The organism is Legionella parisiensis, from assembly GCF_001467945.1.
Classification (GTDB): Bacteria; Pseudomonadota; Gammaproteobacteria; order Legionellales; family Legionellaceae; genus Legionella; species Legionella parisiensis.
Map to the genome: position 1 here is coordinate 2,154,772 of NZ_LNYQ01000013.1, position 11,795 is coordinate 2,166,566.

Consider the following 11,795-nt stretch of genomic DNA (forward strand, 5'->3'; position numbering starts at 1 on the left):
CATTATCGAGGGCTCTGGAACATTTTATAAGCAAAAGCCGTAGAGTTGATCTTGGCTTTTTACTGCATCATTCACCTCTTCAGTAAGTATTCTATGCTGAATAGTAACAATATTATTATAAAAATCAGATGTTTCAGGCTGGCGGTGATTAAACAAAGTATGTCCTTGATAAGCATTTGCAATGGCTGCCTGTGCAATAATTGCCTCTAAGGTTTCAACTGCAGAAGGAATCTCCCCCCTTTTATGTTTTTTATACAGGTCAAAAATAGCAGCCACACCTTTGGGTATTTTAATTTGCTGTTCTTTATTTAGTTTACGTACTTCACCACCGAAGACTCCGACTTTACCATCGAGTCTAATGAGATCTGCTAAAATTTTCGTTAGTGTTTTTTCTGCATTTCTCTCAATAATATTTGCTTTAAAATTTATTGGATTACTAAGCCATCTTCTCTTGAGTTTATTAAAAATAAATTCAGCTTCATTCTCATTCACATGAAGCTCTAATTTGAGATGTCTTTTTGTTTCTTGTTTTCGGAGAAATGAATCCATTGCGGCTGCTTGATAGTCATACGCATTGACATCCTGATCAGGCTTATAATAGGTTTCAAAAAGCTCAACAGTCATTTCTGAAGCTTCTATTTGTTCTGATGCTTGCTCAACAAGAATATCAAATTTATTTGCTATATCCTCAAGATCCAGGCGCAAAGGGCTATCTTCATTATGGTCAGTATTATATTCCCTAAACTCACCAATGATCTGATCTTTTAAATCAGGATTTTCGATAAGAAAATTTAAAAATTTTTTGTTTTTTATAAGTTCTTCTTTTAGAAGTGCACTACGTCGGGTTTTGTGGGTTACCAATTCTTCTCGTAATTTGGGACTCCCTATTGTTTCATTAGCAATGGCTCGATATATTTGTTCGTCGAATAAAGCTCTTTTAAGAAAAACCGAAAAAACATCTTTGATAAAATCAGGATTATTCTCAATCCCAGTCAGATTTAAAATGCCGCTATCCGCCTTATCGGGAAAATTACGAGGTTTCGCATCGTTTAAATGCGGAAAGTTTGTAATATCTCTTTGAGTTATGGGAAAAGCATCTTTAGGTTTTATGCCGTAGGCTCTTTCACCATTCTTGTAAAGCGGCTTACTAGGGTTTTTGTTTCGGTATTTTGATGTGATTGGCCAAGTTGCCTGATCATGATCAATTTTAGAAGATATTAAACTGATTGGATCATAGCCAATATTACCGCCATGCAGATCATTTTCTTCCTCAGTATAGGCAGCACTTAGTATTCTGCCAATACCTGACTTAACTAGATCTAACTGAGGCGGCGAACGCAGATAACCAATTTGTTTTTTCTGTTTTAGATAGTAATCATGTAAGGATTGAAAATTATCAATCGCTCTGGAAATAACCCCAACTCGATTACCTTGATTATCGTGTACACTTCTAACTCTGGGGGTGCGGTCATTTAATAAAAGGCGATAACACATACCATTGAAGGCTTCAATCTCAGTAATTCTTCTTCCAGATTCGTCTGTTTTTAGAATTTCTATAGTGGATTTATCAACTTTTTTAACTTTCTCAGCATGATGAGAAGGTTTTGGCGCATTCGTCTCTGTTATAATTTCATCAGGGACAGAATGATATTGGGCACGCTCTTTACTTTTATAAGGTGGATAAGACTTTTTTGCTGTTTTAGTCAGTTCTTGTTGCAACAGCATTAGGCTACGGAGTAACTCATCGTTTTTTTCATGATTATAATCAGGGCTTGATAGAATTGCGTTAATAACAATTCCAACTTTTCTTTTGCTGGTAATCGTTAAAACCTGTTTCTGATCTGTGACCTCGTAGTACCCCAGTTTTTTAAATAGAGGAAAATTCTGAATTAGATAATCAATATTGCAGAAATCATTAGGTAAGCTTAAGATAATAAAAGGTTTTTTCTCAGGTCTCTCTATATCCTCCGGGAGAACATCTTCATGAGTATAAACCTCTTGAAACCCTAACTCTTGTTTACTATAAATTTTCATAGCTGTAGTTCAGCACATTGTATGTTGGCATTCTAAGTTAAAAAAATTAACGAAATATTAACTAGTTTGAATCTTATGATGCGCGAATGGATAATTATAAAGCAATTTTCTATTTTTATGATCAGAATATTAAAAAGAAAGTCTCTTTTTTTAATAAATCCAGCTTGAAAGCAATAGGCTACATTTATCTTAGTAGAAAGACGGATCCTTAGCCTAAGCAATGTACACTGTGGAAAATAGATGAACTGACCTTTAAAAATGATGATACAAACTGAGTTTTCAAAAGAGGTACTAAGGTTAATTAGATCAATACCTCAAGGTAGGGTTGTAACCTATGGGGATATTGCCAGACTGGCAGGACATTCACGAGGAGCACGTGGCGTGGGATGGATTCTTCATTCCTGCACAATGAGTCATAACCTTCCCTGGCATCGCGTGCTAAAATCTGGAGGCGTACTTTCTTTTCCTGCCGGGAGCCCGCACTATTTGCAGCAGAGAGCACTATTAGAAAAAGAAAGTATTGTTATTACCAATAACCGTGTTGATTTGAAAAAATACTCTTGGAACGGTCAATCATAGCGAGATCATTTTTTTTTCAATTATCCGAATAGATTAATCACTTACATCCTGTCTACACTCTGTAGCTTATAATGATCCAATATTAACTGCCTGAGTAATTTTTATAATGCCCTATGCCGATATAGAATAAAGATAATTTAAGTCAATATTATGATTTTAAATATTACAACAGCACAATTTACAGATTTGACGCTTAGTGATATTGAATACAGTCGCAATATCTATCGAAGCATTGATTTTAATTTTGGTAATGATGCAGATTCGCCAATAAATAAAACCAGCTTAGAGAAATTTGTCTGGAACCTGAAAAAGTTGCCTCGCCAGAAAAGATCATCTCATACTTCCACAAGTATCAACTGAATGTTGACAGTATTGAAAGTAAAGAATTATCTAAAGATGCACTGCATAAGTACTCTAGAGACCCGGTGATTAATTCACTTTACTCACTATTCAAGAAAGATACGAACACAAGAAAAAATTAACACTGACTGAATTAAGTGAAGCTGATTTTCCTGAGGGAACAACCCCGCTTATTGTTATAAATGTTGGCGTGCTTCATGCGTTGCCTTATATAAACCATCGAAGTATTTTCTCCAGGGTTATTTTAACCATAGGCGTTAATCACACTTTGTGAAACTACTGTGTCAAATAGAGAGTCTAAAGTATTTAGCTCATCTTTTAATGCCCCTTGCAACTCACATTTAAGGAACTCTTTATGTTGTATATAAAGTTGTCGAAGTTCTTTCACGAGGGATATATCTTCCTGCCTTTCTTTGATCAAGTTTATTGCATCTACCCCTCCTTTCATCACGCTAAATAGTATTTTTTTCTTCGTTTCAATGGGTAAAGTTGGAATTTTTAAAACTTCATTCGCAAATGGAATTCCCTCTGGGAGTCGATTTGTTTTACGATAAATTACCATCATGCTGGCACATAAATTTCCTGCCCATTCTATGCTGGAAGGATAGTTTGATAAACGATGCATGAGTAAGGCATCTTGATAGATATTAAGAGCTAGCTCGAATTTTCCTTGTTCAGCAAGTACATCCCCTTGCTCTCTTAGAGAATCACCGGATCCAAGAATGGATATCATTTCCAAGCGTTCTGCATTTAAATCTTGTCCCAAGTGATGTTGAATAAACTCTTGATACTGACAATAGAACTTAGCAATCATTCGTATAGACTGTTTTGCTGCTATTGGGTTCTCTTCTTTATTGGATAACAGTCCTTCCATAGCCGCTTTAATTGCATTAAAAATAATTTCTTTCTGGATCTCTGTTCCAAGCGAGCACGTTTCTAATGCCTCTCTAGCCTGTAATAAAGCCTTATCGCCCAAGTGTAGTTTTCGATAACATGAAATCATCATTGTGTGGAGAATCACACCTGTCGTCTCATCTCTGGGCACTTGTATACGAGATAAATTTAAAGCCTCTTGATAAGCTTTCAATGCTAAACAAAAATTATCTTCCTGATATAATTTTTTTCCAACATCTTCGAACATGGGGAGTAGCAGATTTAATTTCTGATTTGTGTCCTCTCGCTCCTTAGAAACACTAGGTAATTTTTGCTGGGCAAGCATCAAACACTCTTTCGCCTCAATTAAATCTGATAATTTAGGCGTAACCAAAATATTTTCCCGAACTATTTTTAATGCATTATGATAAGCTATCCGGCCTTCAATTTCTTTTATGCGTTCAGCGAAAAGCAACTTTTCCTCTGGTAACTTTGTCCTATCTATAGCTACTTCATAATAACCCTTGGCTTTTTGCAGCCAAACGATAAAATATTCTTTTCTTTCTTTATAATGTGTAATCAGCGCCTCACGATGTTTTTCTAAATCGTGCTGAACATCATGTTCATAATCTTGCTGCTGAAAATAAATTATTTTACCGCCCGAAATTTTCATTCCTTTAATCATCTGGTCAATCCGATCGAAAGAATCGATGATCCCGTGTGCTAAAAAATAGTTGGGGTCAATTTGAGTATCTCCTTGAGTAATTACGGTAGGTAACCCGTGCTCTTGATGAGAAAATGGACTCAGCTCCATTGGATTTACAGAAAATGTAGTAAGTCTTGGTTTATTTTTATATTTTTTTGAATCGGACAATAATTGAAAGCTGATTCCATCATCCCCTGTCCTGGTTTCCAAGACTGCTTGAAGCCATGTTTCTTTCTGATCGGGGGTAAGATCATCAGGTGTCTCTACATAAAAACAAGCCTTATCTTTCCCAAAAGGCATGTTATAACATCGCGGCAAAGCGAATTCATGCCAACCAAATTGACGAAGACGTTCCATCCCTCGAGCAAACTCTAAGGACGAAATTCCACTAATACTCATAGGGGTTGGCTGTACATGATTACTCACTTTTAAAGATCGTTCATCTATTTTCACATAAGCCAGCAGGTGATTTCGAACAGTAACATCTTCTGTCACCAAAGAAGTTTTAAAGGGTTTTATGGGAGCCTGACTAAACTCATTCACTGCATTTACAACGAGGCGCTTACTTCCGGTGCAATCCATCACATAATCACATGCAATTTTTTCTTCTTTACCCTCTTTATCAACAACAATGACTCCCTTGGGATCAGGGCTAAAACCAACAAATATTTTTTGCTCTACAGGAATACCCAAAGATAAAGCATGTTTCCATAAAAGACGTTCTACATCCTTGATATGGGCCGTTTTATCAGTGGGAAAATTAAATTTGACGCCCACACCAATTTCGGCACGCTCTAACACTGTGGAATTTATATGACCAGGTCTAACATATTCTCCTGCTCGTGGATCATAAACTATAACGTCTTCAACCCCAGCTTTTTTAAGTTGAATTGCTGTATAAAGACCACTAGGACCTGCTCCAATAATAACCATGTTCTATCACTCATATTTTAATGAGTATATTGTATATTATTTACATTAATGGATTATTAATTAATCTTAAATAAGTAAAAGATGAAAAGCACTGTCATGCACATGAAGAAATACCATGACAATCAATCCATAAAGATTGGGGATGCAGTTGCATTCTTCACTAATTCCTTTTATGAAATAATTACAATCAGACAGTAGGTTCGAGCATTTTGACCTGAGGTATCATCACCTTCTTTGAACCTTTATAGATTCTATAATGCACGCACTGTTTATATAGAGTGCAATTCCTGCATAACGGGAATTACAGAAATTTATCTCAAATTTATTATTACTTAATAGTGATCATTAAAAAATTTTTTGAATAAAAAAATGACGATACCTTGAGGTCATTTTGACTCAACAGTAGGCAGATATGGAGCCAGCTTAGCTTCAAAATAGTTACAAAACGGCTCCTTTCCCCCTAAGTTAATCCGTATTTATTTCCTTAATCTCTTCTTTTTCCGCATTCTTTCTAAAACCTAAAATGCTAAGTAAGCGGTGCCAATAAATTCTTAGCATTACTGCACCAGCAGTAATAGCACCTATAATACCCTGTAAAATCACACTTCCAGTCCCTGGATCCAAATAAGCATAGGCGGGCGAACTATTTAACAACAAAAATGTTAGTGCAGATGTAGTCAATATACTTAATATTGAAGTATTTCTCATGTTGTATCCTCCTTAATTCGGCTTGATTTCTTTGTTTTTTGTCATTAAATAAAGTATTCGTTCGGATCCCGATACTTCATTAATACAGCTTATTGAAAAATAAGCACTAAAGGCCTTTTCAAAATATTCTTTTGTATAGTTTGCAAAAATATCTTTTCTAGATTGTAGCAACCGTTTAACCTGGCTATCTGATTTTGGTACGAACTCAATAATTAATTGCTCACCTATTTCTGCAAAAAAAGCAGCGATACGATCCAAGGGCACATTGTTTGATATTGCCAGATGATGAATCAATGCCAGTGCCATAATGCAATCCGCCGGTCCACGATCAATTAAAGAATCTCGTTCCTTATTAGACCAACCCAAATTTGGGGTTGGATTCGTTAACTCGAGCAAGAGTGGTAGCGGTGAATGATGTCCTTGCTCTTTGATCCTGCGATAATTTATTTCCACTGCTGCTGGATCAACGTCAAACGCAAGCGTTGTTGTTGCCCCCATTTCATTAGCCAAACGGCTGAAATGTCCTGTATTTGCGCCAAGATCCCACACTACTTTCGGCTTGGACAATTGCAAATACTGCTTCACAACCCTATTCTTTTCTGCAAATGACGAATCTGAATAATTTGTTGCCTGATAGTAGTCTGCCCATTCTGTTCCTACAGGTTTCCAGTCAAGTTTTTGGATCGTGTGCCGCAAAGAGTGCAAGAGCCCAATAAATCCCTTTTTACTGAGTTGAGCTGCTCGTTGGTTACCTGAGCGTCGCTTCGCTTTACTGGTTTGAGAATAAAACTGCTGCATTCTCGCATGCAGATGAAGATGCATTAACAGTCCAGGATTCGTCCAGGAACGCTTTGGCAGTAAAGAGCTTGCCAGATCAAGAGGGATACCATCAATATAAACTCGCAAGAGCTGCCCCAGCCTTATATCTTTTTTTGCCATTAAAACTAGAGGTGCCAGGAAGTGCTGGCAAAATTGTCTGTAAGCCTCCCAAGGTTGACCTTCCTCATAGAGTGCAAAAGAAAGTGTGTCAATGAATACCACCCGCCCCTGATCAAACTGCAGATTGTATGCAGAGGCATCCTTGATAGTCATACCATACTCAAGTGAGAGCTCTTGTAAATCAAGCGTGAGTAGCGCTGCATCCTTGAGTTGACTAAATGACCACTCATAGGGATAAGAAATGAACTGAAGCGGCGTAGGCCGTAAAATCTTGTAAGCGTCTTCGGAAAATGGATCTGGCTCCATTTCTGTATGTGGAACAAGCCAATTTTTATCAGTTAGTTTCTTGTATAACCCTGAGTTCATCAAATGATCATAATGAGGGCGATAAATTAAATTTACCTGTCTGTGAATGTTGCCTTGATGAGTAAAAATAAATCCTGAAGGATCACGAAATGATGCTTGATGGGGAGTATAATTGTAAACTTCTGCACTGTGGTTCATATGTTAAGCTCTTCTTATTTCATCAATAATTATCTCTTGAGCGAAAATTCCCAGTTTCCGATGGTCCTGAGATTCACTTATTTCGCTGGGGGCAGTGGGATCGGAGATAACAAACGTAATATCCAATAATCCATTGCTTATTATTTTTGTTGGAATAGTCGCGTCGAACCAATCCTGTTCGAGCATTCTCCAGGAAGCAACTTGATGCCCGTTGACTACAACTTTGATTTGTTGTGGCTTTCCATCTTTGGTCGGAAACGCTCTCGCATGGAGTCGTAATGATAAGGACTGAGATTTTGATTGTTTCACATATAGGCCTAACCGGCTTTTAGAACCATTAGTCCATCGATGCTCCCTCTCTTGCCCAGACCAACCTTGCTTTAAAAATTTCGCTACATTGCCTCCCTGTGCAAAACTTAAGGGCACACCTAGCTTATACTCAGCAAATTTAATTACTTGCTTTACCGAACCGGCAGCATATTCTCGATTAAGATTCTTCCATGATGCTATATTTCTTACATCGCCATAGATAACATATTCTGCCATTGGTGGAAGATACGCTTTTTTCCAATATGGATGGCTCCATTTATAGAATAGAAAAGTACGTTTTTTCTTTTCATCTAATTTTGATAAACGATCAGTTCCACATGCAAACTTATCATCATTCCCGGAGAGGATACATACAATATCAGCTAAATGAAGCGGTTTATTGGAATAAGTAAGTTGAGCGATCGACACGCTTGGTTTATATAAAAAAAGCGGGCGCGCTGCACCGAGTGCCTCCAAAGTTATATTGTCATCTAACGTATCTGTAGAACCATGACCATCCACAGGCCAAAATCCCCTGCCGTGATCACCAATAACCAAAATCTCAGCAGAATCATAAATACCTAATTTGCGAAGCAGTTCAAGGTTGCTGCGCAAAAATCGCAATACTCCTCGTGCATGACGCACATAAGACTCTCTTGTGTGAGGCATGTTTTTTTCATATTTAAACAATTCATTTACCTGAGAAGGGGCATGTGTACCCGCATAATGATACAATTTGAACTCACCCTGCTTATCAGAATTAATTTTGGCATTTTTTTCAAGGGCGTTCAAAAAGCGCAAATCATCACCATTCCGACCTTGAGGTAATGTCTCATCAGTGGTTAGCTTCAGGAAGAGCCAGTTGTCTTTATTATAAAGTTTGGGTTTTAGCTTGGTTGGTGCAATTCGAAATAGACCTCCATTAAGCAATAGCAATTGTTGCTTACTCATCCCCGCCCAGGTTTCATCCCCAACAGATGGCATGAATGCTTTTTGAGCTTTAATACCATCAAGATATTTGCTGGCAATGATTGAAATAATACTGGCTCCATATCCTTTCTCAATATGATAATCAGCTATATTTAAAGCTTTATAGTTTGCCTTCATCCAATCCTTCATAGGAATTTCATTTTTGTAAAATTGACCCGTCAGAATTAAGGGTAAAGAAGCAATTGTTGTTGGATAGCCACCAACGGTGTTTGGATAAAAAGTGAAGCCGCGCAAAAACGCCACTTCTTCAGGCCAATTCTGTGCTATCTCATTAAAAATGTCAGATTGAAAACTATCCAAAATTATCAGGATCTTATTATTCTTCTCGTGGAAGGAGAAAAGACTCTTTGCAGCAGCTTGCTCATCATTTTTCTTAGAGTGGTAGTCCGAACTAACCCAGGCAGTAATTAGTGACAGAGTTCCTAACAGTAAGCTACCTTGTGCCAAAATAAGTAACTTATTCCTTGATCGAAAAGCAAGAATAATAGCAGCGCTAACAAGAAACAACCAGACTAGCAATTCTAAATTGGCTTGAATGCTCCATTTGCTCCAGTTGACTCCATTTCCATCTAACGGACCAAAGTCCCAAGCAAAAAGTTGACTTTGCACCCAAGCAGACAATGCAAGTCCCACCAATATTCCTGAAATGATTGCATACACCACCGGCCACCGGGAAATGACCAGTAACAAGCCAAGTAAAGCTGCTGTGACGCCAACACAAATAAATACTAGCAGCGGTAACACATCCGCCAGATTAGTTGTAAATTCAAAATGGTTTCCCAAATAAAAAACAAGAGGAGCTACCAGGAAAACAATAAGAGGCAAACTTAATGCAAAAATTACTGATCGTTTAAAATCCATTTATGTCTATTGTCCATCTTCGCTGTAAGATATTGGTACGTATGGAAAAATTACTCCATTCATACCCCACTTCAATTTAAATAAATTACGACAGCACTATAACAGAAAAACTCATATTGGAAAATCTCCTAAAACTTGATCAGAGCATTGATAGTGAAATGAGTAATTCTCAATTGCAGTTATTGCCCCCCGCTCGGCAACAAGAACCAGAGCTTGTCCGACATATTGTTAATTTGAATATTACGTCAATTTAATCTTTTATTTTCCATAAACTATTAATAAATTAATTTTGAGTTAAGTCAAAAATCGTCGGAGCAAAAGATTAAAAATCGCCCCCAAAGGGGCATTATGGGTTCCTTACATTACATCCTTTCGTTCAAAAGTTTCATTGTACTCGCGTAGACTAATCAATCCGGCTTCATATTTTTCGCGAGCTTCATAAGCACTTACATAGCAGTTATTGGGTTTATCTTCCGTAACACCAACAATAGCATCAAGAAACTCAACCAACCATTGAAGTATCTTTCTCATTTTGACCTTCCCTGTTATAAATTACATCCGTTCAACCATTATAGCCATATTTCAGACATTTTTTCCAATAGCAAGCAGGATCATTTTGATCTCAAAATATGTGGCATAATTTAGATTATTTCTGGTCAAACAATCCAAACCATCTTTTTTTAAGTGATTAATAATTAATAATTATCGAAAATTCGAATTGCCGTCAGGGAAAGAACCAAAATTACAATTTAGATATGCTTTAAGTGACTCGATACAAGCAGCCACAGATTTTATTAATGAATAGGCAAAGGCACATTCAACTCCTAAGAGGAGTGTGCGCGTGTCCATTGGAATATAAAAAAAGGTGATTGGTCAACTTTTTGACCTCCCCCTGAAAAAATGAAGGATATAGATAAGTCCAGTTATAAAAATATATGCACTCTATTTGAGAATGCTCTCATCAGTTATTTTTTTACCCATTCACCAGCAGAGTTTTTTTTGTATTCGTTTTTGACTGCGCTCCAGGCAACTGCATGGGCAGTCTCTTCCCTGTCACGCTCCCCCTGCCTTTTCTCGGGCTTATCATACTGATCCCAAGCATTATTATATGCCTCCTTATAAATTTCCTGGGCATGATTAGGCAAGTTATCCTTAACGCTATCAGGTAGTTCATTGATTTTTTTATAGGGCATCAGAGCCTCCTTTCTTTGATAATTTTTATAGCATGTAATTAGGAACTATAAGTTGAATTAATAAGCTATAGTTCAATATTGTTAAAATAACAAAAAACAAATTTGTCCATCGCTATTAAAACGGTTCATATTTTCAGCACGCACTGAAAGGCGATCAGTATTGAATTTTGTATCAGTCGTAATGCAAAATTCAAAACCAGTTCCCTTGTGCTCTGGTAATAAGTATAGTTGCTGTAAAGCCTACGCTTTCTTCTTTCATGTCATCTTCCATCGTTTTGTCCTTCATGTTTTACCCTTCTTGAAAACAACAATCATCTAATAGGCTAGAATTAAAACAAGATGGTTTTTTCCTACTAAAATCAATGGAAGAAATATAGGAGAAATAACATGAAAAAAATGGAATGTTCCAAAACAAACTGCCTCTGGGCACTACGCTTTGAAGTCCTAGGAGTTATCTTATTGGGTATCGCAACCTGCCTAACTATCTTCACTGGTGATAGTCTTGGAATAGCCGCTTTATTTGCTGCAGGCGTTATCTTGTGTCTCTTTAATAAATTTTGCTCTCAAGTGTGCTCATCAAAACAACCGTCCTGCCCTGTTTGTGATTCATCCCATTCTGAAGAATCCATCCAAAAACAAGAAAAGAAAGAAGGTGAAGTTGGGCAAACAATTTATAGTGAAAGTACAAGTCAAACCAAGAGAGGAAAATAACCTTATCTCATATGAAATATAAGCTATTTTTCAGCTCAACTTTCACTTGCTTGTTGTTTTTAGAAAAGCTTTTTCTGATGTTTAATTAATTTTGG

At 37.0% G+C, this 11,795-nt stretch carries 9 protein-coding genes; 2 read left to right on the plus strand and 7 right to left on the minus strand.

The features are described 5' to 3' along the window. Window positions 1–24: 24 nt before the first annotated feature. A complete protein-coding gene (locus tag Lpar_RS15595; protein ID WP_058518790.1) occupies window positions 25–2,034 on the minus strand; it encodes a hypothetical protein in 2,010 nt (669 codons plus the stop codon). 258 nt (window positions 2,035–2,292) lie between these two features. Here Lpar_RS15595 and Lpar_RS15600 point away from each other — a divergent pair, with 258 nt between their 5' ends. Next, window positions 2,293–2,613 carry an MGMT family protein gene (locus Lpar_RS15600; protein ID WP_082650407.1) on the plus strand — a complete coding sequence of 107 codons (321 nt, stop codon included), beginning with the start codon at window positions 2,293–2,295 and terminating at the stop codon, window positions 2,611–2,613. Between the two features lie 604 nt (window positions 2,614–3,217). Here Lpar_RS15600 and Lpar_RS15610 read toward each other — a convergent pair. The 6 genes from Lpar_RS15610 to Lpar_RS15630 all read right to left on the minus strand — a co-directional run bounded on the left by Lpar_RS15610 (window position 3,218) and on the right by Lpar_RS15630 (window position 10,989). Next, entirely contained in the window at window positions 3,218–5,485 is a 2,268-nt protein-coding gene (locus Lpar_RS15610) for an FAD-dependent oxidoreductase (RefSeq protein ID WP_058518792.1), read from the minus strand. A 465-nt stretch (window positions 5,486–5,950) separates the two neighbouring features. Beyond that, a complete protein-coding gene (locus Lpar_RS15615; RefSeq protein WP_058518793.1) occupies window positions 5,951–6,193 on the minus strand; it encodes a hypothetical protein in 243 nt (80 codons plus the stop codon). A gap of 12 nt (window positions 6,194–6,205) precedes the next feature. Then, window positions 6,206–7,636, minus strand: coding sequence for a class I SAM-dependent methyltransferase (locus Lpar_RS15620; protein WP_058518794.1), 1,431 nt, complete (start codon window positions 7,634–7,636; stop codon window positions 6,206–6,208). Window positions 7,637–7,639: 3 nt separating this feature from the next. Next, complete coding sequence (locus tag Lpar_RS15625) at window positions 7,640–9,796, minus strand: sulfatase-like hydrolase/transferase (RefSeq protein WP_058518795.1); 2,157 nt, start codon at window positions 9,794–9,796, stop codon at window positions 7,640–7,642. A gap of 357 nt (window positions 9,797–10,153) precedes the next feature. Continuing rightward, a complete protein-coding gene (locus tag Lpar_RS19040) occupies window positions 10,154–10,327 on the minus strand; it encodes a lipase family protein (protein WP_141710100.1) in 174 nt (57 codons plus the stop codon). 434 nt (window positions 10,328–10,761) lie between these two features. Then, entirely contained in the window at window positions 10,762–10,989 is a 228-nt protein-coding gene (locus Lpar_RS15630) for a ChaB family protein (protein ID WP_058518796.1), read from the minus strand. A 387-nt stretch (window positions 10,990–11,376) separates the two neighbouring features. Between Lpar_RS15630 and Lpar_RS15635 the strand changes: the two genes are divergently transcribed. Further along, the gene (locus Lpar_RS15635) at window positions 11,377–11,700 is read left to right on the plus strand and encodes a hypothetical protein (protein ID WP_058518797.1); all 324 of its coding nucleotides are present in this window, start codon (window positions 11,377–11,379) and stop codon (window positions 11,698–11,700) included. Window positions 11,701–11,795 lie beyond the last annotated feature (95 nt).

Excerpts from the sequence above, each read along its gene's own strand:
- Lpar_RS15595 (WP_058518790.1), bottom strand. The coding sequence starts at position 2,034 with ATGAAAATTTATAGTAAACAAGAGTTAGGGTTTCAAGAGGTTTATACT.
- Lpar_RS15600 (WP_082650407.1), top strand. The coding sequence starts at position 2,293 with ATGATGATACAAACTGAGTTTTCAAAAGAGGTACTAAGGTTAATTAGA.
- Lpar_RS15610 (WP_058518792.1), bottom strand. The coding sequence starts at position 5,485 with ATGGTTATTATTGGAGCAGGTCCTAGTGGTCTTTATACAGCAATTCAA.
- Lpar_RS15615 (WP_058518793.1), bottom strand. The coding sequence starts at position 6,193 with ATGAGAAATACTTCAATATTAAGTATATTGACTACATCTGCACTAACA.
- Lpar_RS15620 (WP_058518794.1), bottom strand. The coding sequence starts at position 7,636 with ATGAACCACAGTGCAGAAGTTTACAATTATACTCCCCATCAAGCATCA.
- Lpar_RS15625 (WP_058518795.1), bottom strand. The coding sequence starts at position 9,796 with ATGGATTTTAAACGATCAGTAATTTTTGCATTAAGTTTGCCTCTTATT.
- Lpar_RS19040 (WP_141710100.1), bottom strand. The coding sequence starts at position 10,327 with ATGAGAAAGATACTTCAATGGTTGGTTGAGTTTCTTGATGCTATTGTT.
- Lpar_RS15630 (WP_058518796.1), bottom strand. The coding sequence starts at position 10,989 with ATGCCCTATAAAAAAATCAATGAACTACCTGATAGCGTTAAGGATAAC.
- Lpar_RS15635 (WP_058518797.1), top strand. The coding sequence starts at position 11,377 with ATGAAAAAAATGGAATGTTCCAAAACAAACTGCCTCTGGGCACTACGC.